At 71.9% G+C, this 25809-nt stretch carries 22 protein-coding genes; 10 read left to right on the top strand and 12 right to left on the bottom strand.

The genetic code is table 11. The annotated features are described in order from the left end of the window. Positions 1 to 68 precede the first annotated feature (68 nt). Positions 69 to 713, top strand: a complete 645-nt coding sequence (locus tag AB0N81_RS06620; protein WP_365356393.1) for a PhzF family phenazine biosynthesis protein — start codon at positions 69 to 71, stop codon at positions 711 to 713. A gap of 68 nt (positions 714 to 781) precedes the next feature. Here AB0N81_RS06620 and AB0N81_RS06625 read toward each other — a convergent pair whose 3' ends face one another. The 3 genes from AB0N81_RS06625 to map all read right to left on the bottom strand — a co-directional run bounded on the left by AB0N81_RS06625 (position 782) and on the right by map (position 3364). Next, positions 782 to 1444, bottom strand: a complete 663-nt coding sequence (locus tag AB0N81_RS06625) for a DUF4232 domain-containing protein (RefSeq protein ID WP_365356241.1) — start codon at positions 1442 to 1444, stop codon at positions 782 to 784. A gap of 194 nt (positions 1445 to 1638) precedes the next feature. Beyond that, the gene (locus AB0N81_RS06630) at positions 1639 to 2307 is read right to left on the bottom strand and encodes a biliverdin-producing heme oxygenase (protein ID WP_365356243.1); all 669 of its coding nucleotides are present in this window, start codon (positions 2305 to 2307) and stop codon (positions 1639 to 1641) included. Positions 2308 to 2506: 199 nt separating this feature from the next. Next, positions 2507 to 3364: a type I methionyl aminopeptidase gene (map, locus tag AB0N81_RS06635; protein WP_365356245.1), complete on the bottom strand. Its 858-nt coding sequence runs from the start codon at positions 3362 to 3364 to the stop codon at positions 2507 to 2509. A gap of 79 nt (positions 3365 to 3443) precedes the next feature. Between map and AB0N81_RS06640 the strand changes: the two genes are divergently transcribed. Next, positions 3444 to 3671: a hypothetical protein gene (locus tag AB0N81_RS06640; protein WP_365356247.1), complete on the top strand. Its 228-nt coding sequence runs from the start codon at positions 3444 to 3446 to the stop codon at positions 3669 to 3671. 46 nt (positions 3672 to 3717) lie between these two features. Here the strand turns inward: AB0N81_RS06640 and AB0N81_RS06645 are convergent, their stop codons facing one another. Then, complete coding sequence (locus tag AB0N81_RS06645) at positions 3718 to 4995, bottom strand: MFS transporter (protein ID WP_365356248.1); 1278 nt, start codon at positions 4993 to 4995, stop codon at positions 3718 to 3720. 117 nt (positions 4996 to 5112) lie between these two features. Next, a complete protein-coding gene (locus tag AB0N81_RS06650; RefSeq protein ID WP_365356250.1) occupies positions 5113 to 5724 on the bottom strand; it encodes a hypothetical protein in 612 nt (203 codons plus the stop codon). Between the two features lie 79 nt (positions 5725 to 5803). On the opposite strand from AB0N81_RS06650, the gene AB0N81_RS06655 reads away from it, so the two are divergent. The 3 genes from AB0N81_RS06655 (at position 5804) to AB0N81_RS06665 (ending at position 7985) form a co-directional block, all read left to right on the top strand. After that, positions 5804 to 6883, top strand: coding sequence for a sialidase family protein (locus AB0N81_RS06655; protein WP_365356252.1), 1080 nt, complete (start codon positions 5804 to 5806; stop codon positions 6881 to 6883). 37 nt (positions 6884 to 6920) lie between these two features. Beyond that, positions 6921 to 7709, top strand: coding sequence for an NADPH-dependent F420 reductase (npdG, locus tag AB0N81_RS06660; protein ID WP_365356254.1), 789 nt, complete (start codon positions 6921 to 6923; stop codon positions 7707 to 7709). Between the two features lie 81 nt (positions 7710 to 7790). Further along, positions 7791 to 7985 (top strand): hypothetical protein, encoded by a 195-nt coding sequence (locus tag AB0N81_RS06665; protein WP_365356256.1) that lies wholly within the window; start codon positions 7791 to 7793, stop codon positions 7983 to 7985. 22 nt (positions 7986 to 8007) lie between these two features. On the opposite strand, the gene AB0N81_RS06670 is transcribed toward AB0N81_RS06665, so the two are convergent. From AB0N81_RS06670 to AB0N81_RS06680, 3 genes are all read right to left on the bottom strand, one after another. After that, positions 8008 to 8808, bottom strand: a complete 801-nt coding sequence (locus tag AB0N81_RS06670; RefSeq protein WP_365356257.1) for a site-2 protease family protein — start codon at positions 8806 to 8808, stop codon at positions 8008 to 8010. Between the two features lie 377 nt (positions 8809 to 9185). Continuing rightward, complete coding sequence (locus AB0N81_RS06675; protein ID WP_365356259.1) at positions 9186 to 10835, bottom strand: M1 family metallopeptidase; 1650 nt, start codon at positions 10833 to 10835, stop codon at positions 9186 to 9188. 188 nt (positions 10836 to 11023) lie between these two features. Then, the gene (locus tag AB0N81_RS06680; protein WP_365356261.1) at positions 11024 to 11212 is read right to left on the bottom strand and encodes a hypothetical protein; all 189 of its coding nucleotides are present in this window, start codon (positions 11210 to 11212) and stop codon (positions 11024 to 11026) included. Between the two features lie 98 nt (positions 11213 to 11310). Here AB0N81_RS06680 and AB0N81_RS06685 point away from each other — a divergent pair, with 98 nt between their 5' ends. Then, entirely contained in the window at positions 11311 to 14613 is a 3303-nt protein-coding gene (locus AB0N81_RS06685) for a BTAD domain-containing putative transcriptional regulator (RefSeq protein ID WP_365356262.1), read from the top strand. Positions 14614 to 14693: 80 nt separating this feature from the next. On the opposite strand, the gene AB0N81_RS06690 is transcribed toward AB0N81_RS06685, so the two are convergent. The 3 genes from AB0N81_RS06690 to panB all read right to left on the bottom strand — a co-directional run bounded on the left by AB0N81_RS06690 (position 14694) and on the right by panB (position 18691). Beyond that, positions 14694 to 15524 (bottom strand): ABC transporter permease, encoded by an 831-nt coding sequence (locus AB0N81_RS06690; protein ID WP_365356264.1) that lies wholly within the window; start codon positions 15522 to 15524, stop codon positions 14694 to 14696. Continuing rightward, positions 15521 to 16549, bottom strand: coding sequence for an ATP-binding cassette domain-containing protein (locus AB0N81_RS06695; RefSeq protein WP_365356265.1), 1029 nt, complete (start codon positions 16547 to 16549; stop codon positions 15521 to 15523). Before AB0N81_RS06695 ends, AB0N81_RS06690 begins: the two co-directional genes overlap by 4 nt. Positions 16550 to 17809: 1260 nt before the next feature. Next, positions 17810 to 18691, bottom strand: a complete 882-nt coding sequence (gene panB, locus AB0N81_RS06700; protein ID WP_365356266.1) for a 3-methyl-2-oxobutanoate hydroxymethyltransferase — start codon at positions 18689 to 18691, stop codon at positions 17810 to 17812. A gap of 192 nt (positions 18692 to 18883) precedes the next feature. Between panB and AB0N81_RS06705 the strand changes: the two genes are divergently transcribed. From AB0N81_RS06705 to AB0N81_RS06720, 4 genes are all read left to right on the top strand, one after another. Next, positions 18884 to 20482 carry an MFS transporter gene (locus AB0N81_RS06705; protein ID WP_365356267.1) on the top strand — a complete coding sequence of 533 codons (1599 nt, stop codon included), beginning with the start codon at positions 18884 to 18886 and terminating at the stop codon, positions 20480 to 20482. A gap of 46 nt (positions 20483 to 20528) precedes the next feature. Further along, positions 20529 to 21176 carry a TetR/AcrR family transcriptional regulator gene (locus AB0N81_RS06710; RefSeq protein WP_365356269.1) on the top strand — a complete coding sequence of 216 codons (648 nt, stop codon included), beginning with the start codon at positions 20529 to 20531 and terminating at the stop codon, positions 21174 to 21176. Between the two features lie 213 nt (positions 21177 to 21389). Continuing rightward, positions 21390 to 22418, top strand: a complete 1029-nt coding sequence (locus tag AB0N81_RS06715) for an endonuclease/exonuclease/phosphatase family protein (RefSeq protein ID WP_365356270.1) — start codon at positions 21390 to 21392, stop codon at positions 22416 to 22418. Between the two features lie 145 nt (positions 22419 to 22563). After that, positions 22564 to 23775 carry an MFS transporter gene (locus AB0N81_RS06720; protein WP_365356272.1) on the top strand — a complete coding sequence of 404 codons (1212 nt, stop codon included), beginning with the start codon at positions 22564 to 22566 and terminating at the stop codon, positions 23773 to 23775. Between the two features lie 86 nt (positions 23776 to 23861). Here the strand turns inward: AB0N81_RS06720 and AB0N81_RS06725 are convergent, their stop codons facing one another. Further along, complete coding sequence (locus tag AB0N81_RS06725) at positions 23862 to 25622, bottom strand: NAD+ synthase (protein WP_365356274.1); 1761 nt, start codon at positions 25620 to 25622, stop codon at positions 23862 to 23864. Positions 25623 to 25809 lie beyond the last annotated feature (187 nt).

The following is a 25809-nucleotide window of genomic DNA, read 5'->3' on the forward strand; positions in this document are numbered from 1 at the left end:
ACGCGTCTGACGTGCCTGACGCGCCTGACGCGCCTGACGCACGCCACGCACCCGGCGCCTCCGATGTGCTGGACGTACTCGATGTAGTGCGTGTTTTCTGCGGGCCCGACGGTCGGCACGGCAACGAACTCGGTGTCGTGCGCGACGGGGCCCGCATGCGTGACCGCGAGGACCGGCAGACGTTCGCGGGCAAACTCGGCTTCAGCGAGACGGTGTTCGTCGACGACCCCGAGCGCGGGATCATCGACATCTACACGCCGACGCTGCGGCTGCCCTTCGGCGGCCACCCCTGCGTCGGCACGGCCTGGCTCCTGGACGTGCCCGAACTGGTCACTCCCGCGGGGGTCGTGGAGGCCAGGGACGACGGTGAGTTCAGCTGGATCACCGCGCGCGCGGACTGGGCGCCGCCGAGGACGCTGCGGCGGTACGGGTCGGCGGCCGAGGTCGACGCGCTCGACGTGCCGCCGCCGGGGGAGTGGGTGTACGCCTGGGCCTGGGAGGACGAGGCCGCGGGGCGCGTGCGCGCGAGGGGCTTCCCCGGCCGGAACGACGGCATCGACGAGGACGAGGCGACGGGCGCGGCGGCGCTCCTGCTCACACACGACCTGAGCCGCGCCCTCAACATCACGCAGGGACGCGGCTCACAGATCCTGACGGCGCCGGGCCCAGGAGACCTGATCGAGGTCGGGGGCAGGGTGCGCCTGAGCAGGTGATCTTCGGAGACCGGAGACCGGAGACCGGAGATCGGGGGTCGGGGATGGGAGAAGGGGGCGGAGCGGGCCTACTTGGTGGTGTGCGTGGGGTAGACCTGCACGTCGGTGTAGGCGCCCTTGATGTCCCCGGCGCCCGCGGGCCACTTCAGGGTCACGGTGTGGGTCTCGTTCGGGGGCGTCACCAGGATGTGGGTGGGCGACGTGAGGCTCTCGCCGCTGTTGTCGATCTCGTAGGCGAGGTTGAAGACGGCGGCGTCGCCGGGCTTCAGAGTGGTGATCCGCGGCTGGGCCTGGCCGCGCTCGATCGGGCTGGAGGTGTGGTCGGCGTCCTTGATGTCGACGCCGGCGAAACCCGTCGCCGAGCAGGTGGCCGAACCCCGGTTGACCATGGTGATGTCGATGCGGCCGGTGTTCTCGTCGGGGGCGGCGTCCCGGGCGTCGATGGCCAGGTCCTCCGTCTTGCAGAACGTGGCCTTGGCGCCGGCCTTGTTCGTGCCGCCCGCCGCCTCGGTCTTGGTGTCCTCACCGGAACCGGACTGCTTGCCCGCCTCGGAGCTGCCCGAGCCCGAGCCTGCCTCGGACTTCCCGTCACCGTTCGAGGACGAGGAGTTGGAGGTCGAGGAGCCCTTGGACGACGTGTCCGACCCGGAGTCGTCGCCGCCGCAGGCGGTGAGCGAGAGGGCGGCGGCGAGGCTGACGGCGGCGAGAGCGGTGACGCGGGTGTTCTTCATGGTTCCCCCAGAAGGAGTGCGGCGTGTGTGCGGGTGCCGTGCATGTGGTCCAACTATTTGTATCCCGCACCGAGTTACAGGCCGTCCTCCGCGACGTCTTCGTTCTGTCACAGCCGATGCCCGAGTTGCCTTTCAGCCCCTCCGGCGTTTGAGGAGCGGGGGCCCGGGGGCAGAGCCCCCGAGTCGTCCGCCCGTCAGGCGCTGAGCGGAAACTCTTCCCCGAGCTCACGAAAGACCGCCGAATTCAAAGCGAAAGCGCCCTTGCACTCGTCGACGATCCGCTTCTTCTCCAACTCGTCCGTGACCACCGCGTCGATCCCGTCGAGCAGCTCGCGGTAGCCCCGCTTGAACGCGGCCGGGTTGGGGATCTCCTCGAAGACGTAGAACCGCACGCCGTCGCCCTTGCGGGCGAAGCCCCAGGTCTGCTCCGCCTTGCCGCGGATGATCTGGCCGCCGGAGAGGTCGCCGAGATAGCGCGTGTAGTGGTGGGCCACATAGCCGCCGGGCCAGGTGCGCGCGCACTCCTCGACCCGCGCCGCGTACGCCGCCGTGGCGGGCAGCGGGGTGAGGCCCTCGCGCCAGTCCGCGCCGCGCAGGTGGGTGAGGTCGCGCTCCAGCTCGCCCACGCGGTTCAGCTCGGGCTGGATGAAAGGGCCCGCGACGGGGTCGTCGCGCAGGGCCTGCGCGCCGGCCTCGAGGGCGCGGTACACGAACCACAGCTGTTCGGTGTAGCGCGTGTACGCGTCGACGCCGAGCCTGCCGCCGAGGAGGTCGCTCATGAAGGCCGAGGTCTCCGCCTCGGTGTGCTGCTCGTGCGACGCGGTGCGGATGACCGTCGAGAAGGGCGTCAGCGGCGTGTCCATGAGGACCTCCAGGGGAGCCGGGAAGGACGGGGTGGCGGAAACCAGTGACCCCTGCAGATCATGCAAGTTAGGCTTACCTAAGTCAACTGGTTCCCGACAACCTGTCGGTAAAAACGCTACCCGCTCCCGGCCCGCGGAACCTCCCGTTCAGTGGATCTTCAGGTCCTCGGCCTTCAGGACCCTCGGGTCCTCGGGATCCTCAGGGCAGCGTGAGGATCTCCGTCCCGGTCTCCGTCACCACCAGCGTGTGCTCGAACTGAGCGGTCCGCTTCCGGTCCTTGGTGACGACCGTCCAGCCGTCCTCCCACAAGTCGTACTCGTACGTCCCGAGCGTCAGCATCGGCTCGATCGTGAACGTCATGCCGGGCTGGATGACGGTCGTGGCGTGCGGGCTGTCGTAGTGCGGGACGATCAGGCCGGAGTGGAACGACGTGTTGATGCCGTGGCCGGTGAAGTCGCGCACCACGCCGTAGCCGAAGCGCTTGGCGTACGACTCGATGACACGGCCGATGATGTTGATCTGGCGGCCGGGCTTGACGGCCTTGATGGCGCGGTCGAGCGCCTCCCGGGTCCGCTCGACGAGCAGCCTGGACTCGTCGTCGACGTCCCCGACGAGGTACGTGGCGTTGTTGTCGCCGTGCACGCCGCCGATGTAGGCCGTCACGTCGAGGTTGATGATGTCGCCGTCGTTCAGGACGGTGGAGTCGGGGATCCCGTGGCAGATGACCTCGTTGACCGAACTGCACAGCGACTTGGGGAAGCCGCGGTAGCCGAGCGTCGACGGGTAGGCACCGTGGTCGCACATGTACTCGTGCGCGACACGGTCCAGCTCATCGGTGGTCACGCCGGGCGCGATGTGCTTCGCGGCCTCTTCCATGGCACGGGCGGCGATGCGGCCCGCGGTGCGCATCAGCTCGATGGTCTCGGGGGTCTGCACCTCCGGACCCGTGTAGGGGGTCGGGGCGGGTTTCCCCACGTACTCGGGGCGCCTGATGTTGCCGGGTACGGAACGGGTGGGAGAGATCTCCCCTGGGACGAGCAGTGACTGGCCAGACATGCCAGCGAGTCTAGCCAGCCGTCATGGGGCAGCATGGTCTCGGAGAACGGGACCCGATCGGGGACGGAAGGAGCGGGGCATGGCGCTGTTCAAGAAGCGGACCGTGGGCAAGCCGGGCGAGTGGTTCTACTGCCTGGAGCACCGGAAGGTCGAGGAGGGCCCGGACTGCCCCGGCAAGGACCGCATGGGCCCCTACGCCTCGCGCGAGGAGGCGGAACACGCGATGCGGACGGCCGCGGAGCGCAACGAGGAGTGGGAGAACGACCCTCGCTGGCACGACCGCGCCGCGCGGGGCGAGGACGGCTGACCCCGGGGGCGGCCTGGCACCGGGCCCGGCCTGCCCGGCACCCGCCTCAGGGGGCGGTGGGCTGGGGCTGCGACTTCGTGCGGTGCAGTTCCGCGTCGGGGTCCGTCGTCGCGTCGTACGAGATGAGCCGCGGCAGCGCCGCCGCCAGGATGCCGACCGAGGCCACGCAGGCCAGGCCGCCCGACCAGATGGCGGGCCGCGTGCCCGTCCAGCCCGCCGCCGCGCCCGCGCGCACCTGCCCGAGCTGCGGGCCCACGCTGTACGAGAGGACCTCGATCCCGGCGAGCCGCCCCCGCAGCCCGTCCGGGATGGTCTGGTTCCAGATGGTGGAGCGGCCGAGCCCGCTCGCCATGTCGCCCGCGCCCGCGAACGCGAGGCAGCCGAGCACCACCCAGATGTTGCCGAACCATCCCGCGGCCGTGATCGCGAGGCCCCAGCCCGCCGCGCCGAAGACCACGAGCAGCCCGTGCCGCCGCACCCGCGACGTCCAGCCGCTGGTGAGGCTGAACAGCAGCGAGCCGACCGCCCCGGCCGCGTACATCAGGCCGAGCGACCACTCCGCGTCCAGGTCGTCCGCGAGGAACGGGAAGATCGTGTTCGGGAAGGCGAAGAACATCGCCGCCATGTCGATCGCGTACGTACCGAGCAGTACCGGCCGCGACCACGCGTACCGCGCGCCCTCCGCCAGGCCCTTCAGCGACGGCTTCTCCGCGTCGTGCGCGGCGGGCGCGGGGGAGAGGCGGGTGCACAGCGCGACGGACAGCACGAAGCAGACGGCCGTGACGCCGTACGCCGAGGCGTGGCCCGCGTACGCGACGACGATGCCCGCGAGGGCGGGCGCCGCGATGGCGCCCACGTTCCACCGCAGCGAGTTCAGCGCGGCGGCCGCCGTCAGCTGGTCGTGCGGCACGATCCGCGCCATCAGGGAGTCGAGGGCGGGCCGCTGCAGTCCCGCGAGCGCGGAGACACCGGCCGCGACGACGTACAGCGGCCACAGCAGCGGTTCGGGCAGCAGCGCGTTCACCAGGAGGACGGCGGCGAGGAGCCCGAGTCCCGCCTCGGTGAGCAGGATCACCCTGCGCCGGTCCACGGCGTCGGCGAGCGCCCCGCCGTACAGCCCGAAGACGATCAGCGGCACCAGCTCGACCGCGCCCATCGCGCCGACCGCGACCGGTGAGTCCGTCAGTTCCTTGATCTGGAGGGGCAGGGCGACCAGGGCCATGAAACTGCCGAACGTGGTGACGACCCCCTGCACCCACAGCAACCGGAAGTCACGGGTGGAACGCCAGGGGGCCAGATCGGGCAGTATCGCGGAGAGAGGCACGAAGAGTCATGCTCTGCGCAGACCGGTGCGGCGAGCAACTTATTTCCGCTCCCTCCGCCGATCTCTGCTCCCTCCGCCGATTTCTGCTCCCTCCACGGATTTCTGCTCCCTCCGCGATCACCACCGCGTCGGCGGCGGGGACGTCAGCTGGTCGGCGAGGCGGGACAGCCGGTCGCGCAGGCGCCTGCGGCCCCGCGCCTGCGGCAGCGCGTTCTCCCCGGCCGCCGCGCTCACCAGGTGCTGGACCGTGTCGAGGTCGAGGTCACACGTCCCGGGCACCGCCAGCGCCTCGTGTGCCAGGGCGCCCAGGTCCCGGTCCCCGGAACCGAGCGCGAGCACCGTCGCCCCGGCGCGCCGCGCGTCGTGCACCCGCGTGAGGAGCTCCGGGTCCGGCGCGTCCGGTGCGTCCGGCGCCACGACGAGCAGCGTCTCGCCGCGCCGGGCCGCCTCGATCCGGCCGAGCCCGGTCGACAGGTGGGACGGGTCCGTGGCGAGGACCCGGTGCCGCACCAGCGTCGGGGTGAGCTCCGGCGTGCCCGACCAGGCCGCCTCGTCGACCAGATGCGCCGCCAGATGCCACGGCTCGTACGCCGCCGTGCCCACGAGCAGCAGCCCGCCGCCGTGCGGCACGACGGAGGACCGCAGCGCCCCCGCGAAGCGGCGGGTGGCGCCGAGCCACTCGGTCCCGGCGAGCACTTCGCGCAGCAGCGCGACCCGTACGGCGTCCATGGCGCCGCATCCTGCCCCAACATGTCAGTCGTCACCGGGAGTTCACCGGGAATTCCACCGGGATGGGGAGGCGCGGAGGATGACTTATGAGACGTCTGTTCCCTTCCGGGCGGGGCGCGAGGGATACGCGAGCTTCCGCATCCCCGCCCTCGTCACCAGCGCCGCCGGCACCGTCCTCGCCTTCTGCGAGGGCCGCGTCGGCTCCCAGGACGACTTCGGCAACATAGATGTCGTCCTCAAACGCTCCGCCGACGGCGGCCGCACCTGGGGACCGCTGCAGGTCGTCGGCAAGAACGGCGCCGACCTCGCGGGCAACCCCGCCCCCGTAGTCCTCGGCACCGGGCGCATCCTCCTCGTCCAGGTGCGCAACTCCGCCGCGGCCACCGAGGACGCCATCCGCCGCGGCAAGGTCTCCGCGGCCAACGGGCGCCGCGTCTGGGTGCAGCACAGCGACGACGACGGCCTCACCTGGACCACCCCGCGCGAGATCACCGGCCAGGTGAAGCGGGCGAACTGGCGGTGGTACGCGACCACGCCGGGGCACGCCGTGCAGCTCACCACGGGCCGCGTGGTCGTCCCCGCCAACCACTCCCTGCCGCCCACGGGCACCGACAACGGCACCGAGGGCAAGTACAACGGCGGCCACTGCCTGCTCAGCGACGACGACGGCGCGACCTGGCGGATCGGCTACATCGACGACAACGTCAACGGCTACATCAACGTGAACGAGACCACCGTCGCCGAACTCCCCGACGGGCGCCTCTACTTCAACACCCGCAACGACTCCCCGGCGCCCGGCAACCGCGCCGACGCCCACTCGCGCGACGGCGGCGTGAGCCTGGCCAAGCCCTTCCGCCCCCAGGCCGGCCTCACCGGCCCCGTCGTCGAAGGCAGCGTCCTCCAGCTGCGCGACCCCGATGTGCTCCTCTTCTCCGGACCCGCCGACCCCGGCTTCCGCGCGCTGATGAGCGTGCGCCGCTCCACCGACGGCGGCGTCACCTGGCAGGTCGCCCACACCGTCGACGGGCTGCCGGCCGCGTACTCCGACCTGTCGCGGCTCGACGCAGGGACGGTCGGGCTGCTCTACGAGACCGGGGACTTCAGCGCGTACGAGACGATCTCGTTCCGGCGCATACCGGTGGAGGAACTCGCCGGGTAGCCGATGACCGGCGGGTGACGGTGGTTAAGGTCGGCCCATGACCTCTACAGACAGTGCGCAGAACGGCCGGTCGACCGGCTCATCGACCGGCTCATCGACCGGCTCGTCGACCGGCTCGTCGACCGGCTCGGAGAACGCTTCCGCGAAGGTTCCCGCGAAGGACCCGTGGGAGCTGCCCGACGTCTCCGGCCTCGTCGTCGGCGTCCTCGGCGGCACCGGCGACCAGGGGCGCGGCCTCGCCTACCGGCTGGCCCGCGCCGGACAGAAGGTGATCATCGGCTCCCGCGCGGCGGACCGGGCGCAGACCGCCGCCGACGAGCTGGGCCTCGGTGTCGAGGGCGCCGACAACGCGGAGTGCGCGCGGCGCAGCGACATCGTGATCGTCGCCGTGCCGTGGGAAGGGCACGCCAAGACCCTCGAAGCACTGCGCGAGGAACTGGGCGGCAAGCTCGTCGTCGACTGCGTGAACCCGCTGGGCTTCGACAAGAAGGGCGCCTACGCCCTGAAGCCCGAGGAGGGCAGCGCCGCCGAGCAGGCCGCCGCGCTCCTCCCCGACTCCCGCGTCACCGCCGCCTTCCACCACCTGTCGGCCGTGCTGCTCCAGGACGCCGACATCGAGGAGATCGACACGGACGTGATGGTGCTGGGGGAGAGCCGCGCCGACACCGACATCGTCCAGGCCCTCGCCGCCCGCATCCCCGGCATGCGGGGCGTCTTCGCCGGGCGGCTGCGCAACGCCCACCAGGTCGAGTCCCTGGTCGCCAACCTGATCTCCGTCAACCGGCGCTACAAGGCGCACGCGGGGCTGCGGGTCACGGACGTGTAGGGGGGCGATGGGCAGGGGTGTGGGTGTGAGGGACACTGGGTGCGTACGTCCGCACGCCTCAGTCGACAGGAGCCGACCCCCATGCCCCGCCTCGCCGTGTACGCCCTCGTCGTCTGCGCCCTCGCCGTCGCCGCGGCCGTGGTCTCCTTCGTGCAGGGCAGCTGGCTCGGCATCGTCTGGGTGCTGCTCGCCGGCCTCTCCTCGAACATGGCCTGGTACTACCTGCGCCGGGCCAAGGCGGAGCGGGACGCGCGCCGTGAGGCTGCTGCTTCGTAGGGACGGGTCGTTCGCGTAGGGCTCAGGTCGTGGGGATTTCCTGGGAGCCGTCCCAGAAGCGGTACAGCTCGTGACCCCAATAGGTGTCCCACTCGGTGACGCCGAGCGCGCGCAGGATCGCGTCGATCGCGTCGAAGAACGCGTGGTTGATCTCCGGGATCCAGAGGACGGCGAAGACCGCGATGAGTCCGAACGGCGCGAACGGCTCCACCTGGCGGCGGATCTTGTGTGACAGCCAGGGCTCGATCACGCCGTAGCCGTCCAGGCCCGGGATGGGCAGGGAGTTCAGGATCGCGGCGGTCACCTGGAGCAGGGCGAGGAACGCGAGCGCGTAGCGGAACGTGTCCGGGACGCCGTCCAGGGCGTCCAGCCAGAACGGCGCGGTGCAGACTACGGCGAACGCCACGTTCGTCAGGGGGCCCGCCGCCGAGATCAGGCTGTGCTTCCAGCGGCCGCGGATCCTGCCCCGCTCGATGAAGACCGCGCCGCCGGGCAGGCCGATGCCGCCCATGATCACGAACAGTACGGGCAGCACGATGCTGAGCAGGGCGTGCGTGTACTTGAGCGGGTTGAGGGTCAGGTAGCCCTTCGCGCCGATGGAGATGTCGCCGCTGTGCAGGGCGGTGCGGGCGTGTGCGTACTCGTGGAGGCAGAGCGAGACGATCCAGGCGGCCGTCACGAAGAGGAAGACGGCGAGGCCGGGGTTGTCCGCGAAACCGGTCCAGGCGGCCCAGCCGGAGACTGCCGTGACGGCGGCGATTCCCAGGAAGACGGGGCTGACGCGGCGGTCGCTGCGGCGGATGGGGGTGGGGGTGCTGGTCATGGGGCGGGGCTCCTGGAGTCCGACGGCCTTGCGTGCCTCGACGCTATCGGGTTCGTGTGGGGGGTTGGGGTGGGGTTCGCCTGCGGTTCGCCTGCGGTTCGTCTGTGGGGCGGGGCCGCGGGGGTATGTACGTACTCGCTATCCCTGCGTCACGCCTCAAGTCCAAAGACGCCAATGTTTCCTCGGTGCTCCGTGCGCACATACCCCCACGTCCCCTCGGGCCGGTTGCGCGACTGCGACCCGGTGGCGGCCGCCCCCCTGCTCCTACTTGGCAGCTGCGTCGCGGGGCGAACGGGTGGGTGGGTGGGATACATCCGCCGCGGAGCGGCGGGCTTGGTGCCCCTACCCCCGGAAGGCGGCGGCGGCGCGCGGCTGGTTCAGGTGGCGGGCGGCTTGGACGGGGAGAAGAGCCACGTGGTGAACAGGTCCGAGAGGTCCTGGCCCGACTTCTGCTCGCACAGTGCGATGAACTGCTCCGTGTCGGCGTTCCCGTGCCGGTGCTCACGTGTCCAGGCCCGCAGGATGGCGAAGAAGGTGGGGTCGCCCACCTTCTTGCGCAGCTGGTGCAGGGTCATGGCGCCCCTGCCGTACACCGACGGGTCCGAGACCTTGGTGGCGGTCGGCGGGTCGGCGGGCGGGAAGTCCCAGATGCCCTCGCTCTCCCCGTGCGTGCCGTCGTAGAAGGAGTCGAAGGTCTCCTGGGCGCTGCGGCCCCCGTGCTCCTCGTCCCACAGCCACTCGGCGTACGTCGCGAAGCCCTCGTTCAGCCACATGTCCTGCCAGGCGCGAGGCGTGACGGAGTTGCCGAACCACTGGTGGGCCAGTTCGTGGACGACCAGGAGGGTGTCCGGGGCCTCCTCGAAGTACGGCTTGGTCTGGGTCTCCAGGGCGTAGCGGAGGTCGGGCAGGTGGTCGACGACGGCGCCGGTGGAGGAGAAGGGGTAGGGGCCGAAGCGGTCGGCTGCCCAGTCGACGACTTCGGGCACCAGGTCGGGGACGTCGACCGGGCCGTCCGCCTCGTCGGGGTCCACGGCCGTGTAGACGGGCAGGCCGTCGTCCGTCGTGCCGGTGGAGACGTCGAAGACGCCGGTGACGACGGTCGCGGCGTAGCTCGCCATGGGTTCGGGGTTGCGCCAGCGGAACGTGGTGCGCTTGCCGTGCCGGCGCGTCTCGCGCAGCGTTCCGTTGCTGACCGCGGTGTAGTCGGACGGCACGGTGACGTCGATGTCGTACGTCGCCTTGTCGGACGGGTGGTGGTTGCCGGGGAACCACGTCATGGAGCCGGTGGGCTCGCCGAGCGCCGCCACGCCGTCGTCCGTCTCGATCCAGCCCTCGTTGCCGCCGTCGCTCGCCGTGAGCATCCGGGGCACCCCGTCGTACCGGACGGTGGTTCTGAAGGTCTTCCCCTTGCCGATCGTTCGGGCGGGGGTGAGTGTCAGTTTGTTCTTCGCTCTGCTGACGCGGGCCTCGGTGCCGTCTGTTGTGGCGTGGCGCACGTTCAGGCCCGCCAGGTCCAGGGTGAAGCGGGGCAAGTCCCGGGTGGCCCTCGCGGTGATCACCGCGGTGCCGGTGAGCCGGTTGGCGTCCGGGGCGTAGTCGAGGGTCAGGGCGTAGTGCGTGACGTCGTAGCCGCCGTTGCCGAGTGTGGGGAACAGGTGGTCGTCGACGCGGTTCCCGCGCGCGTCGAGCAGGACGAAGTCCCGTACGGTGCCGTCGCCGTCGTCGCCGTCCCACCAGGTGCGGAAGAGCTCCGCGAGTTCCTCGGCCTCGGCCGACTTCGCGGGGAGGTCGGTCCTCAGCTCCACGTCGTAGTCGTACGTGTCGGTATCGGTGTCGGTGACTTCGACCGTGTGGAGAGCCTGCGCGTGGCGTGCCGTGCGGGACTCGCCGGCGTCGCGCGCCCAGGAGCGGAACTGTTCCAGAAGGCGGTGGTGGGGCTCCGGCGCGGGCTTGTCCGGGGGCCGCGTGCCGCTGCATGCCGTCAGGGTGAGGCAGAGGGCCGCCGCGGATGCGAGGGCGCGCTTCATGATGTGGTCTCCGTCCGGTTGTCCGACGGGGAAGAGGGGCGGCGGCACCGTGAGGTTGCCGCCGCCCCTCGTGCCCCGCGCTCAAAAGGGCTCCGCCCCTTGCGACGCAGGTGCCACGAGTTGTTACGCAGGTGCCACGAGCTGGTTCTCCGTGCCGACGCCGGAGGCGTTCCCGTCGGCGCAGAGGGTCAGCTGCCGTCCGACCAGCGCACGGTGGTGTCGTCGGCCCAGGGGTTGTCGGTGAAGTCGCCGCCGCTGACGATCAGGTCGTGCTTCCACCGGCCGTTCAAGGACAAGGAGACCCGGAAGAACGTCGACGCCCTCGGGAAGGTGTTCGCCGACTGGTGGGACGGCGATGAGGATGCGGCGTCCGTCACGGTGACCAGCGAGGGCCAGGGCGCCCGGGCCGGACGGAAACTGCCCCGCTCGTGAAGCCCCCGCCCGCCGGCCATCGCCACCAAGGGACAATGGCCTCGTGCGATACCGCGTCCTGGGGCCGACCCGAGCTGTCCGTCCCGACGGAACCCCCGTTCCCGTCGGCGGCGCCCGCCTGCGCGCCCTCCTGACCGCGCTCGCCCTCCACGCGGGCCGCCCCGTCCCCGCCCCGGCCCTGGTCGACGAGGTGTGGGCCGGTGAGCCGCCCGCGGACGCGGTGGGTGCGCTGCAGGCGTTGGTGGGCCGGCTCCGCAGGGCCCTCGGCGCGGATGCCGTCGTGTCGGTCGACGGCGGCTACCGGCTCGGCGCGCGCCCCGACGACGTCGACGTGTTCCGGTTCGACCGGCTGGTGGGCGAAGGCGGGCGCGCCCTGGCCGACGGCGACGCGGCGAAGGCCGCCTCCGTACTGGACGACGCGCTCGCCCTGTGGACCGGTGAGCCCCTCGCCGACCTGCCGGAGCGCACGGCCGACGCCGCCCGCTGGCGGGCGCGCCACCTCGATGCCCACCGCGCCAGGATGACCGCGGCCCTCGCCCTCGGTGAGGGGGAGCGCGTCCTGCCCGAACTCACCGGACTCTGCGACGCGCATCCCCTCGACGAACCGCTGCAGGCCCTGCGGCTGCGGGCGCTGCGGGACGCGGGACGTGCGGCGGAGGCCCTCGCAGCGTACGACGGTGTGCGGCGTGCCCTGGCCGAGCGGCTCGGGGCCGACCCCGGGCCCGAACTCATCGCCCTGCACGAGGAGTTGCTGCGCGGCGTGGCCGCTCCTGCCCCGGTGCGGGCCCGTGCGGCCGGGAATCTGCGGGCCAGGCTCACCTCGTTCGTCGGGCGCGAGGCCGACATCGACGCACTGCGGGGCGACCTCGCGCACGCCCGGCTCGTCACCCTCCTCGGGCCCGGCGGCGCCGGAAAGACCCGGCTGTCCCAGGAGGCCGCCGAGGCCGTCGCCGCGGGCGTACCCGACGGCGTGTGGCTCGCCGAGCTCGCGCCGGTCGAGGACCCCGCGGACGTCCCCGCCGCCGTCCTCACCGCGCTCGGCGCCCGCGAGACCGTGCTGCGCGGCGCCGGCGCCGAGGAGCTGCGCGCCATCTCCGAGCGGCACGGCGAGGACCCCCTCGCCCGCCTCGTCGAACACTGCGCCGCGCGACGCATGCTGATCGTCCTCGACAACTGCGAGCACGTCATAGGGGCGGCCGCCCGCCTCGCCGACGAGCTGCTCGCCCGCTGCCCCGGACTGACCGTGCTGGCCACGAGCCGTGAACCCCTGGGCGTACCGGGCGAGTTGCTGCGGCCCGTCGAGCCGCTGCCCGAGCCGGTGGCGGTGCGGCTGTTCGCCGAGCGCGGCGCCGCCGCACGGCCCGGGTTCACCGTGGACGGGGACCCGGCGGCCGTCGCCGAGATCTGCCGCCGTCTCGACGGACTGCCGCTCGCCATCGAACTGGCCGCCGCCCGCCTGCGGATGCTCAGCCCGCGCCAGATCGCCGACCGCCTCGACGACCGCTTCCGGCTGCTCACCAACGGCGCCCGCACCGTCCTGCCCCGCCAGCAGACGCTGCGGGCCGTCGTCGACTGGTCCTGGGACCTCCTTGACGAGGCCGAGCGGACCGTGCTGCGCCGGCTCTCCGTCTTCGCGGGCGGCTGCGATCTGACCGCGGCGGAGGAGGTCTGCGCGACCGCCGGGAGCACGGACGACGTCGCAGGACCGCTGGGCTCCCTCGTCGACAAGTCCCTTGTGGTCGCGGCCCCTTCGGCGACGTACGGCGGCGGCATGCGCTATCGGCTCCTGGAGACCGTCGCGGAGTACGCGGGCGAACGGCTCGACGAGGCGGGCGACCGGGCCGCGGCCGAGCGGGCGCACCTCGTGCACTACCGCGAGGTCGCCAGGACCACTGACCCCGAGCTGCGCGGCCGCGGCCAGCACGCGGCGACGGAGCGGCTGGAGGAGGAGTACGAGAATCTGCGCACCGCACTGCGGCACGCGCTCGCCGCACGGGACGAACAGGAGGCACTCTGCCTCGTCCTGTCCCTCTCCTGGTACTGGCAGATGCGCGGCATGCGCATGGAGACCCGCAACTGGTCCCGCGACGTCATGGCCCTCGGCCCCGACCCCTTCGCCCCGCCCGTCGCCCTCGCGCCCCCGCTCCACGAGTCGTGCACCGCGGCGCCCCCGCCGATGAGCCCCGACATCTTGGTGGAGGCCCGCCGCGGCGCTCATCTGCTCCACCTCTCCTGCATGGAGATGGACCTGCTGGACTGGCAGTCGCCGGAGGCGGAGCAGAAGCTGGCCGCCATCAGGCACGCCTACCGGCCCGGCCTCCCGCAGACCTGCCGGACACCCGGCAACCTCTGGTTCTACGCCGTACTGCTGAGCGGCGACATGGAGCTGCTGCGCGTCACCCTCGACGAGACGGTCGCCGCCTGCCGCGCCTTCGGCTACGACTGGGAGCTCGCCGCCGCCCTCCAGTTGCGCGCCAACATCCTCGCCAACCGCTCCGACTGGACGGGCGACGCCATCCGCGACGCGGACGAGGCGCTGCGCGGGTTCCGGCGGATCGGCGACGTGTGGGGTATCGCCGAGGCGCTGTCCGCGCGCGGCGAATCGCGGGAGCGGCGCGGCGAGTTCGCGGCGGCCGCCGAGGACTACGAGGCCGCCGTCGAGTACGCCGAACAGCTCGGCGCCCAGAGCCAGGTGGCCCTGCTCAAGGCCCGGCTCGGCTCGATCCTGACGGACTCGCCGGAGCGGCGGGACCTCTTCGACCGGGGCGAGGCGCTCCTGCGGGAGGTCCTCGCCAACCCCGGCCGCCACCACGCGGGCGAGGCCATGCCCGCCGCCCGGCTCTTCCTCGCCTGCGCGCTGGGCCGCGTCCGCCGCACCGCCGAGGCGCGCGAGCAACTGCGGCTGCTGCGCCTGGAGTTCAATGGCATCGGCTACGCGGTCTTCGACAGCTCCGTGCTCGGCGTCACGGCCTGGCTCGACGCGCTGGAGGGGCGGTACGCCGAGAGCGCCGCCGGGGGACGGACGGCCTTCGAGAAGGCCCTCGACCCGCTGTCGCGGATGGTCGCCCCGCAGATGGTCTCCGTCCATCTGTCGATCGTCGCCATGGCCCTGGCCGGATACGGCGACGGCGTCCGCGCGCACGACGCCGCGCGGCTCCTCGCGGTCGCCGACCGGGAACTGCCGCCCCGGCACTTCGCGAACACGATGGAACGGGAGATCCGTGGGGGCGCGGAGGAGTGGTCCCGCGCCGCGCTCGGGGACGACGCGTACGAATCGGCGTACGCGAAGGGCGGCGGCCTCTCCCTGGAGGAGGCCGCCGCCCTGTGCACCGCGTGGGCCGAATGACCCGGCCGCCCGGTGCCCCGGTGCCCCGGCCGCCCGGTGACTCGGCCGCCCGGTGACTCGGCCGCCCGGTGACCCGGGGGTCAGTTCTTCGTGCGGAACTTGTGGATCGCGATCGGCGCCATCACCAGGGTGAGCGCCACCGACCAGCCGACCGTCACCCACACGTCGTGCGCGACGGGGCCGCCGACCATCAGGCCGCGCGCGGAGTCCGCGAGCGAGGACAGCGGGTTGTAGTCGGTGAAGCCCTGCAGCCAGCCCGGCATCGACTTCGTCGGCGCGAAGATCGACGAGCCGAACTGCAGCGGCATCAGGACCAGGAAGCCCATCGCCTGCACCGACTGGGCGCTCTTCATGGAGACGCCGAGGACCAGGAAGATCCACATGATCGACGTGCCGAAGAGCGCGGAGAGGCCCACGGAGGCGAGCAGTCCGCCCCAGTTCGTGATGTCGAAGCCCACCAGGACGCCGACGATCATCATGATCGTCGTCGCGATGAGCAGCCGCATCAGCTCCACCACGATCTTGGCGAAGAGCACCGAGCCCTGACCGATCGGCAGGGTCCGGAAGCGGTCCATGATGCCGTTCTGGAAGTCCTGGTTGAAGCCGGTGCCGACGGCCATGGCGATGTTCATGCTCATCATCGCCATCATGCCCGGGACCACGTACTGCACGTACTGGTCCTGGCCGCCGCCGAGCGCCTGCCCGATCGAGCCGCCGAACACGTACACGAACAGGAGCGTGAAGACGATCGGCATCAGGACGGCGTCGAACATCGACTCCGGGTCCTGTCTGATCCACAGCAGGTTGCGGCGGACCAGGGCGCCGGTGTGGCGGACGTGGCCGCGCAGGCCGATGCGGGCGTCCGCCTCCCCCGTCTTGTCGAGGGGGGCCGTGAGTGTGGTGGCGCTCATACGGCGACCTCCTCGAGCTCGTTCTCGGACGGACGGGCGTCCTGCGGGGCACTGGCCTTCTGGCCGGTGATGGACAGGAACACCTCGTCCAGGCTGGGCAGTTCGGTGGCTATCGAGCCGATCGTGATGCCGCGCGCGGTGACCGCGCCGACCACGGCCGTCAGCTGCTCGTCGCTGAGGATCGGGACGAGGACCGTGCCGGTCTCGGCGTCGACCGTCGAAGTGGCGAGGCCCGTCAGACCCAGGTCGTCGAGGGCGTTCGCCAGCGGGCCCAGCTCCAGCGGGTCGGCCGGGCGGACACGCAGGGTGCGGCCGCCGACCTTCGCCTTCAGCTCGTCGATGCCGCCGTTGGCGATGACCTTGCCGCGGTCGATGACCGTCAGCTCGGAGGCCAACTGCTCGGCCTCCTCCATGTACTGAGTGGTGAGCAGCACGGTCACGCCGTCGCCGACCATGCGCCTGACCTCGGCCCACACCTCGTTACGGGTGCGGGGGTCGAGCCCGGTCGTCGGCTCGTCCAGGTACAGGACGGCCGGGCTGCCGATCATCGACGCGGCGAGGTCGAGGCGGCGGCGCATACCGCCGGAGTACGTGTTCGCAGGGCGCTTGGCGGCCTCGGTGAGCGAGAACCGCTCAAGCAGACCGTCGGCGCGGGACCTGGCCTCCTTGCGGGACAGGTCGAGCAGCCGCCCGATCATGTAGAGGTTCTCGCGGCCGGACAGCTTCTCGTCCACCGACGCGTACTGGCCGGTGAGGCCTATCACGCGGCGGAGCTGGCGGGGCTGGCGGACCACGTCGTACCCGGCGACGAGGGCGGAGCCCGCGTCCGGGGTGATCAGGGTGGAGAGGCAGCGTACGAGGGTGGTCTTGCCGGCGCCGTTGGGGCCGAGCACGCCGAGGACGGTGCCCTCGCGTACGTCCAGGTCCACGCCGTCCAGAGCTTTGGTCTCGCCGTAGTGCTTGACCAGTCCCCTTACGGTGACCGCGCTCCCTGCGCCGTCGGGGTTCATGTCGATTCGCGTCATGCCCACAAGGTGTCAGACGCCACCGACAAACCACCGACATCCCGCCGACAGGCGGGCGGCGTCCTGGGGGCTGGGGGCTCGCTTTCACCCGCGGCCCGGTGGGGGCATCCCTATCCCGCCGCTCCGCGCCGGATGCCTCCCACCCACCCACCCGTTCACCCGGCACCGAACGGGGCTGTAGGGGCTCTGCCTGCCCCTGGGGCCGGTGGGGGCTTGCCTGTCCCGCCGCTTCGCGCCGGATGCCTCCCACCCACCCGCCCGTTCACCCGGCACCGAACGGGACTGTAGGAGCCGGCCCTGCCTGTCCCCCTGGGCCTGGTGGGGTGCTTGTCTGTCCCGCCGCTTCGCGGCGGATGCCTCCCTCCCACCCGCCCGTTCACCCGGCACCGAACGGGACTGTAGGAGCCGGCCCTGCCTGCTCCCCTGGGCCTGGTGGGTGGGCGCCGGATGCCTCCCACCCACCCGCCCGTTCACCCGGCACCGAACGGGCCTGTAGGGGCCGGCTCTGCCTGCTCCTCTGGGCCTGGTGGGGTGTTTGCCTGTCCCGCCGCTTCGCGCCGGATGCTTCCCTCCCACCCGCCCGTTCACCCCGCACCGAACGGCACAGTAGGGGCCCAGCCTGCCCGCCCCTGTGTGGGGCAAACGGGCGGGCGGGGGTGGTCCGCCGCGTAGCGGGCGGCACTGGGCCCCGGCCATTCGGTGCGGGGCAAACGGGTGGGTGGGTGGGAAAGATCCGCCGCGGAGCGGCGGTACGAGAGGGGCCCGCCCCGCGGGCCTCGGGCGGTACGAGGGGCCCACACCCCCCGAGGCCCGTGGGGCGGCGGTACGAGAGGGGCCCCCGGGTCCGCGGGGCGCGGTACGAGAGGTGCCCGTCCCCCCCCGGGCCCCGGGCGGTACGAGAGAGAGCCCGCCCGCCCCCGGGCCCCGGGCGGTACGAGAGAGAGCCCGCCCGCCCCGGGCCCCGGGCGGTACGAGAGAGAGCCCGCCCGCCCCGGGCCCCGGGCGGTACGAGAGAGAGCCCGCCCACCCCCCGGCCCCCGGGCGGTACGAGAGAGGCCCCGCCCGCCCCGGGGCACCCGAGCCCACCCCACCGCCCCGGGGCACCCGAGCGCACCCCACCGCCCCGGGGCACCCGAGCCCCCACCCCACCGCCCAGGGGCGAGAAAAGGCAGCCCGCCGACGGGGGAATCGGCGGGCTGCCATGGTGCCGCGATGGTCTCAGGGCGGCGGACGGCAAAGGAGTGGTCCGCCGCCACGGCCTCAGTGGACCGCGTGCTCCGGCGCCGGGAACGCGCCGCCCACGACGTCCTCGGCGAACGCCTTGGCCGCGCCGGCCATGACGTTCCGCAGCTCCGCGTACTGCTTGACGAAGCGCGGCATCTTTCCGCCGGTCAGGCCCATCATGTCCGTCCAGACCAGGACCTGGGCGTCGCACTCGGTGCCCGCTCCGATCCCGACGGTCGGGATGTGCAGGGAGCGGGTGACCTCGGCGGCGAGCTCCGCGGGGACCAGCTCCAGGACGACCGCGAACGCGCCCGCGTCCTGCGCCGCCTTCGCGTCGTTGAGGAGGCGGTGCGCGGCCTCGTCGCCGCGGCCCTGCACCCGGTAGCCCATGGTGTTCACGGACTGCGGGGTCAGGCCCAGGTGGGACATGACGGGGATGCCGGACTGGACCAGCAGCTCGGTCTGTGCCAGGGAGCGTTCGCCGCCCTCCAGCTTCACCGCGCCGACGCCCGCCTCCTTCACGAGGCGCGTCGCCGAGCGGAGCGCCTGGACGGCGCCCTCCTGGTACGAGCCGAACGGCAGGTCGCCGACGATCAGGGCGCGCGAAGTGCCCCGTACGACCGCGGCCGACAGCATGGTCATCTCGTCGAGGGTGACGGGCACGGTCGTCTCGTACCCGAGGTGGCAGTTGCCCGCCGAGTCGCCGACGAGCATGACGGGGATGCCCGCCTCGTCGAAGACGGACGCGGTCATCGCGTCGTAGGCGGTCAGCATGGGCCACTTCTCGCCGCGTTCCTTGGCGGCGGTGATGTCGCGCACAGTGATGCGCCGGGTGCCCTTGCCGCCGTACAGCGCCTTGCTGCTGTCGGGGCTCTGCGGGGCGTCGGCGCTCTTCTGGGCAGCCGAAAGCTGCGTCATCGCAACGGCTCCTTCTGTCATCTCGAGGCGCCCTGACGGCGTCCCCGGATCACCTCCATGGTGGCACCACGTGCCGCTCCGGGGCTAGTGCGGGGTCAGGTAATGCCGATCGGGTAAAGCGGGGCTATACCGTTCGGCAAGACATTCCAATACGAGACGGTCTCGTATCGAAATGGTCTTAGGGTGATGGGCATGTCTTCCCCTGTCATGCCCATCCCGTCCCGCGTACCGGAAGCCGTCCACCGGCGCCGGTGGGCGATCCTCGGGGTTCTGATGCTCAGCCTGCTGATCGTCGTCCTCGACAACTCGATCCTGAACGTCGCCATCAAGACGATCTCCACCCCCGAACCGACCGGCCTCGGCGCCACCCAGAGCGAGCTCGAGTGGGCGATCAACGCCTACACGCTCGTCTTCGCGGGCCTGCTCTTCACGGCGGGCCTGCTCGGCGACCGGCTCGGCCGCAAGAAGGTCCTGCTCGGCGGCCTCGTCGTCTTCGGCATCGGGTCGGCGCTCGCCGCGATGTCCGGCTCGCCCCTCCAGCTCATCGCCTTCCGGGCCGTCATGGGTCTCGGCGCGGCCTTCGTGATGCCGGCCACCCTCGCCGTCCTCATGAACGTCTTCGAACGCGACGAACAGCCCAAGGCCATCGGCATCTGGGCCGGCGGCGTCGGCCTCGCCATCGCCATCGGACCCATCACCGGCGGCGTGCTGCTCGACCACTTCTGGTGGGGCTCGGTCTTCCTCGTCAACGTACCGATCGTGCTCATCGCCCTGGCGCTGATGGTCTGGCTGGTGCCCGATTCCCGCGACCCCTCGCCCGGCCGGATCGACCTCTTCGGAGTCGCGCTCTCCGTCGTCGGCCTGGTGCTGCTCGTCTACGGCATCATCAAGGGCGGCCAGCTCGCCGACTTCACCGACCCCACCGTCCTCGGCACGGTCGTCGCGGGCCTCGCCGTCCTCGTCGCCTTCGTGCTGCACGAGAAGCGCAGCGACCACCCCTCCGTAGACGTCACCTATTTCAAGAACCGGGTGTTCTCCGCGGCGATCTGCGCCATCGCGCTCGTCTTCTTCGCGCTGATGGGCGTGACCTTCTTCTCGGTCTTCTACACCCAGAGCGTGCGCGGCTACTCGCCGCTGCAGACCGGCCTCCTGATGCTGCCCCTCGCCGTCGCCCAGCTCCTCTTCGCGCCGCGCGCCCGCCTCGTCGTGGACCGTTTCGGCGTACGGGCCGTGTGCACCGGCGGACTTCTCCTGGTGGCGGCGACCCTGACCGCCTTCACGCTCTTCGACTCCGACACGCCGATCTGGCTCCTGGAAGTCGTCTTCTTCCTGATGGGCACCGGCATGGCGCACATCATGACGCCCACCAGCGTCGTGATCATGCAGGCCCTGCCGCGCGAGAAGGCCGGCTCGGCGTCCGCGCTCAGCAACACCTTCCGGCAGGTCGGCGGCGCCCTCGGCATCGCGGTCCTCGGCTCCGTGCTCTCCACGGCGTACCGGAACGGGGTCGAGGACGAGCTGGCCGTGCTCCCCGAAGGGGCCCGGCACACCGCGGGCGAGTCCATCGAGGCGACCCTCGGCATCGCGGCGAAGCTCGGCCCGAAGGGCGAGCCCCTGGTGACCGCGGCCAACGACTCCTTCCTGCACGCCATGCACGTCACGGCGGTGTGGGGCGCGGGCGTCGCCGTGCTCGGCGCGCTGGTCGTCTTCCTCTTCCTGCCGGGGCGTACGCCCCCGGAGCCCGGCCCGTCGCAGAAGGAGGACGAGCCGGTGGGCGCCGCGGGGCGCTGAGGCAGAATCGGCCCGGAGAGCGGCGCGGAGAGAGCGGAGAGACGACGTGATGCACCAGGGCGTGCGGGTCGCGGACGACGGTGACATCGCGAAGGGCGTGCCCCTCGTCAAGGGCGGCCGTGGGCGGCCCAGGAGCGAGGCCGTGGAACAGGCGATCATCGAGGGCGTCGTACGGCTCCTGGAGGACGGCGTCCCGCTCCCCGAGCTGTCCATCGAGCGGATCGCCCGCACGGCCGGCGTCGGCAAGGCCACCATCTACCGGCGCTGGGACGGCAAGGAGGCCCTCTTCGTCGACGTCATGCGCGCCTTCGAGGAGCCGGACCCCGAACTGCCAGGCACCTCGATGCGCGACGACCTCGTCTGCATCCTGGAGGGCCTGCGCCGGCGCGGCCTCGGCATGCGCTCGTCCGCCCTGCTGCACAACGTCTTCGCCCAGATGAAAGCCCTGCCCAAGCTCTGGGAGGCGTACCAGGAGACGGTCGTCGCACCCCGCCGCCGCATGGTCCTCGACGTGCTGCGGCGGGGCGTCGCCGACGGTGAGCTGCGCGCGGACACCGACGTGGAGATGGCCAACGACCTCTTCGTGGGCCCCATGCTGCTCCGCACGATCCTGCGGCAGGGCGCGCCGCTCGACGACAACCTCCCGGAGCGGATCGTCGACACCGTCCTGCAAGGGCTGCGGCCCACGGAGTGAGACGGCCCGCCGGGCGCCGTCAGCGCCCACAGGGTTATGCGCATTTCGTCACAGACGACGCTCACCCCGGCGGATCAGGAACCCCGCGCGCCGCCCCGATCGTCCTCGTGCCAGTACGGCCGTCGTGGGCGGCAGGGACGACACCGGATCATCGCCTAGTGTTTCAGGGGCGGGACAGACGGTGTGTACGGCAGTCAGTGAGGCGACGAGAGCATGGCGCAGGCGTATATGACGGAGACGGGCAGCGGCGGCTCGGGCCCCGAGCGTCCGGGGTCCCGGTTCCGCCGCCTGCTCGAGGGCTGGCGGGGCGACCCGGGCATCTGGCGGCGCGGCCTGGTCACGGCGGGGGCCGCGGTCCTCATCGCGCTGGTGATGCTCTTCCACGCGCAGATCCCCAACAACGTGGGCAACCTCGGCAGTCTGACCGAGACCTTCCTGCCGTGGCTCGGCCTCTTCGTCCCGGTGCTGCTGGTCCTCGCGGTGGTCCGCAAGTCCGCCACCGCGCTGATCGCCCTGCTGCTGCCCGGCATCATCTGGCTCAACTCCTTCGGCGGCCTGATCACCGGCAAGTCGGGCACGGGCGGCGACCTGACCGTGGCCACGCACAACGTGAACGCGGACAACCCCGACCCGACCGGCACCGCTCAGGACGTCGCCTCGTCCGGCGCCGACGTCATCGCCCTGGAGGAGCTCACCGCGGACGCCGTGCCCACGTACGAGAAGGCGCTGGCGGGTGAGTACAAGTACCACTCGGTGAAGGGCACCGTCGGCCTGTGGAGCAAGTACCCGCTGACCGACGCCAGGCCCGTGGACATCAAGCTGGGCTGGGTGCGCGCGATGCGCGCGACGGTCAACACCCCCAAGGGTGACGTCGGCGTCTACGTCGCACACCTGCCCTCGGTCCGCGTGAAGCTCGACGCCGGCTTCACCGCCAACCAGCGCGACAACAGCGCCGACGCGCTCGGCGAGGCCATCGCCGACGAGAAGCTCGGCAAGGTCGTCCTGCTCGGCGACCTCAACGGCACGATGAACGACCGTGCCCTGAACGCGGTCACCTCGCAGATGCGGTCCACGCAGGGCGCGGCGGGCGACGGCTTCGGCTTCAGCTGGCCCGCGTCGTTCCCGATGGCCCGCATCGACCAGATCATGGTCAAGGGCGTCGAGCCGGTCTCCTCCTGGACGCTGCCGGAGACGGGCAGCGACCACCTGCCGATCGCGGCACGGGTCGACCTCTCGTCGTAACGTCCGCGTGGTGCGCATGTGACCGCACGGCTGCGATCTCACGGAATACTCGGGGCGCGCGACTTTGTTCCGTACGTAAACTTACGGATTCCCCTTTCTTCACACCCCTCGCACCGCCCCCAGCTCCCGTGGAAGGTACTTCTTCATGCCCCTGGCCCTGCTCGCCCTCGCCGTGGGCGCCTTCGGCATCGGCACCACCGAGTTCGTGATGATGGGCCTGCTGCCCAACGTCGCCGACGACCTGCACCTGTCCATCCCCACCGCAGGACACCTCGTCTCCGCGTACGCGCTCGGCGTGGTCATCGGCGCCCCGCTGCTCGCCGCCGTCACCGCGAAACTGCCGCGCCGCCGCGTCCTGATCGGCCTGATGGTGCTCTTCGTGGTCGGCAACGCGCTGTCGGCGGCCGCCCCCGACTACCACCTGCTGATGGCCGCCCGCTTCCTCAGCGGGCTCCCGCACGGGGCGTTCTTCGGCGTCGGCGCGGTCGTCGCCACCGGCCTCGTCGCCCCCGAGCGCAAGGCCCGCTCGGTCTCCCTGATGTTCCTCGGCCTCACCGTCGCCAACATCGTGGGCGTGCCCGTCGCCACGGCCATGGGGCAGCAGCTCGGCTGGCGCGCCACGTTCCTCGCGGTGAGCGCCATCGGGCTCGCGGCCATCGCCGCGCTCGCCCTCCTGGTCCCGGCCGACCACGGCCACGGCGACGCGGCCGGCCTGCGCGGCGAGCTGCGGGCGCTGCGCAGCCTCCCGGTGTGGCTGGCGCTCGGCACGACCGTCGCGGGCTTCGGGGCGCTCTTCGCGGCGTACAGCTACATCACGCCGATGCTCACGGACGCGGCCGGCTACGCCGAGTCCAGCGTCACGCTGCTCCTCGCGCTGTTCGGCGTGGGCGCGACGGCGGGCAACCTGCTGGGCGGGCGCCTCGCGGACCACTCCCTGCGCGGCACGCTCTTCGGCGGACTCACGGCGCTGGCCGTCGTCCTCGCCCTCTTTCCGCTGCTCATGAGCGCCGGGTGGAGCGCGGCCATCGGCGTCGCCCTGCTCGGCATGGCGGCGTTCACGACGGGCTCGCCCTTGCAGCTCATGGTCATGGAGAAGGCGTCGGCGGCCCCGTCCCTGGCCTCCTCCGCCAACCAGGGGGCGTTCAACCTCGCCAACGCGGGCGGCGCCTGGATCGGCGGCCTCGCCCTCGCGGCGGGCTTCGGCGTGACCTCACCGGCGGTGACGGGCGCGGTCCTCGCCGTCCTCGGCGTCGCGGTGGCCGGGGTGGCGTACCTGGTGGATCTCCGCCGGGGGCCCGTGCCGGGCACGGAGCGGGTGGTGGCTTCGTCCCTGGACCGCGAACGGGTCCACCACTGAGTCCACCACTGACCCCCTCCGCCCCCTGACCCCCTGATCCGCGGGGCGCCCGCCGAACCCTCCGGGCGCCCCGCGGAACCGTGTCCTCAGCCGGCGGCGGACTCGCGCCAGCGGTTGGTGATGGGCAGCCGGCGGTCCTTGCCGAAGCCCTTCGCGGAGATCTTCGTCCCCGGCGGGTACTGCCGCCGCTTGTACTCCGCGGTGTCCACCATGCGCAGCGTCTTGACGACCAGCTCCCGGTCGTAGCCCGCGGCCACGATCGCGTCGGCGCCCTTGTCCCGGTCGACGTACAGCTCCAGGATCCCGTCCAGTACGGGGTAGTCCGGCAGCGAGTCCGTGTCGACCTGGTCCGGCCTGAGCTCCGCGCTCGGCGGCTTGCTGATGGAGTTCTCCGGGATCGGCGGCGTCTGCCCCCGCTCCCGCGCCGAGCGGTTGCGCCACTCGGCGAGCCGGAAGATCGCCGTCTTGTAGACGTCCTTGATGGGGCCGTACGCGCCGACGGAGTCTCCGTAGAGCGTCGAATAGCCCACCGCGAGCTCGGACTTGTTGCCCGGCGCGAGCACGATGTGCCCCTCCTGGTTGGAGAGCGCCATCAGCATCGTGCCGCGCAGCCGCGACTGGAGGTTCTCCTCGGCGAGCCCGGTGAGCCCGAGCGAACCCATGTACGCGTCGAACATCGGTGCGATCGGCACGGTCCGGAAGTTGAGCCCGGTGCGCCGCGCCAGCTCCTCCGCGTCGCCGATGGAGTGGTCCGAGGAGTAGCGGGACGGCATGGCGACGCCGTACACGTTCTGCGCGCCCAGCGCGTCGCAGGCGATGGCGGCGGTGAGCGCCGAGTCGATGCCGCCGGAGAGGCCGATCAGGACGCTGCTGAAGCCGTTCTTCGCGGCGTACGCGCGCAGGCCCACGACGAGCGCCGAGTACACCTCCTCGTCGTCGTCGAGCCGCTCGGCGTACCCGCCGGTCAGCTCGGCCTCGTACGCGGGAATCGGCTCCTCGGAGAGGGTGACGTGCTCGATGCGCAGCCCGTCGTCCACGACACCGGACGGCGGCACGGGCGCGGCGGCCGGCAGCTCCAGGTCGAGCACGACGCATCCCTCGGAGAACTGCGGGGCGCGGGCGATGACCTCGCCGTCCTTGTCGACGACGATCGAGTCGCCGTCGAAGACCAGCTCGTCCTGACCGCCGATCATCGCGAGATACGCGGTGGTGCAGCCGGCCTCCTGCGCGCGCTTGCGGACGAGTTCGAGGCGCTGGTCGTCCTTGTTCTGCTCGTACGGCGAGGCGTTGATGGAGAGCAGCAGGCCCGCCCCCGCGCTGCGGGTCGCCGGCACGCGGCCGCCGTCCTGCCAGAGGTCCTCGCAGATGGCGAGCGCCACGTCGACGCCGTGCACGCGCACGACCGGCAGCGTCTCGCCCGGCACGAAGTAGCGGAACTCGTCGAAGACGCCGTAGTTGGGAAGGTGGTGCTTGGAGTAGGTGAGGACGCACTCACCGCGGTACAGCACGGCGCCCGCGTTGCGCGGCGCCCCCGCGGGCTGGCCGAACTTCGGCTTGGCCTCCTCGGTGCGGTCGAGATAGCCGACGACGACCGGCAGCTCCCCGAACCCCTCGTCCCGCAGCCGCACGGCGAGCGCGCTCAGCGCCTCCCGCGAGGCCTGGACGAAGGACGAACGCAGCGCGAGGTCCTCGACGGGGTAGCCGGTCAGCACCATCTCGGGGAACGCGACAAGATGCGCCCCCTGCTCGGCGGAGTGCCGGGTCCAGTGGAGGATCGCCTCGGCGTTCCCGGCGAGATCGCCGACGGTCGAGTCGATCTGATTCAGAGCGAGGCGTAGTTGAGGCACGGAACCAGTGTAATCGTCAGAGCGACGCGATGCCCTGTGGGGCGGGCCGGGGCGACGAGCCGACCAGCTCACCCGGCGCTTCCGGACCAGGTGGCGCTGTCGTACCGGAGGAAGCCGGGCTCGACCTGCACCTCCAGCGTGCGCGCGGCGTCGGCCGGGAGACTGACGGCGTAGGTGGCGACGGACT

It is taken from the genome of Streptomyces sp. NPDC093510 (assembly GCF_040683555.1).
In the GTDB taxonomy this organism is placed as follows: domain Bacteria; phylum Actinomycetota; class Actinomycetes; order Streptomycetales; family Streptomycetaceae; genus Streptomyces.

Coding starts and splice junctions, on each gene's coding strand:
- AB0N81_RS06625 (WP_365356241.1), bottom strand. CDS start 1,444: ATGAAGAACACCCGCGTCACCGCTCTCGCCGCCGTCAGCCTCGCCGCC.
- AB0N81_RS06630 (WP_365356243.1), bottom strand. CDS start 2,307: ATGGACACGCCGCTGACGCCCTTCTCGACGGTCATCCGCACCGCGTCG.
- map (WP_365356245.1), bottom strand. CDS start 3,364: ATGTCTGGCCAGTCACTGCTCGTCCCAGGGGAGATCTCTCCCACCCGT.
- AB0N81_RS06640 (WP_365356247.1), top strand. CDS start 3,444: ATGGCGCTGTTCAAGAAGCGGACCGTGGGCAAGCCGGGCGAGTGGTTC.
- AB0N81_RS06650 (WP_365356250.1), bottom strand. CDS start 5,724: ATGGACGCCGTACGGGTCGCGCTGCTGCGCGAAGTGCTCGCCGGGACC.
- AB0N81_RS06655 (WP_365356252.1), top strand. CDS start 5,804: ATGACTTATGAGACGTCTGTTCCCTTCCGGGCGGGGCGCGAGGGATAC.
- npdG (WP_365356254.1), top strand. CDS start 6,921: ATGACCTCTACAGACAGTGCGCAGAACGGCCGGTCGACCGGCTCATCG.
- AB0N81_RS06665 (WP_365356256.1), top strand. CDS start 7,791: ATGCCCCGCCTCGCCGTGTACGCCCTCGTCGTCTGCGCCCTCGCCGTC.
- AB0N81_RS06670 (WP_365356257.1), bottom strand. CDS start 8,808: ATGACCAGCACCCCCACCCCCATCCGCCGCAGCGACCGCCGCGTCAGC.
- AB0N81_RS06675 (WP_365356259.1), bottom strand. CDS start 10,835: ATGAAGCGCGCCCTCGCATCCGCGGCGGCCCTCTGCCTCACCCTGACG.
- AB0N81_RS06690 (WP_365356264.1), bottom strand. CDS start 15,524: ATGAGCGCCACCACACTCACGGCCCCCCTCGACAAGACGGGGGAGGCG.
- AB0N81_RS06695 (WP_365356265.1), bottom strand. CDS start 16,549: ATGACGCGAATCGACATGAACCCCGACGGCGCAGGGAGCGCGGTCACC.
- panB (WP_365356266.1), bottom strand. CDS start 18,691: ATGACGCAGCTTTCGGCTGCCCAGAAGAGCGCCGACGCCCCGCAGAGC.
- AB0N81_RS06705 (WP_365356267.1), top strand. CDS start 18,884: ATGTCTTCCCCTGTCATGCCCATCCCGTCCCGCGTACCGGAAGCCGTC.
- AB0N81_RS06715 (WP_365356270.1), top strand. CDS start 21,390: ATGGCGCAGGCGTATATGACGGAGACGGGCAGCGGCGGCTCGGGCCCC.
- AB0N81_RS06720 (WP_365356272.1), top strand. CDS start 22,564: ATGCCCCTGGCCCTGCTCGCCCTCGCCGTGGGCGCCTTCGGCATCGGC.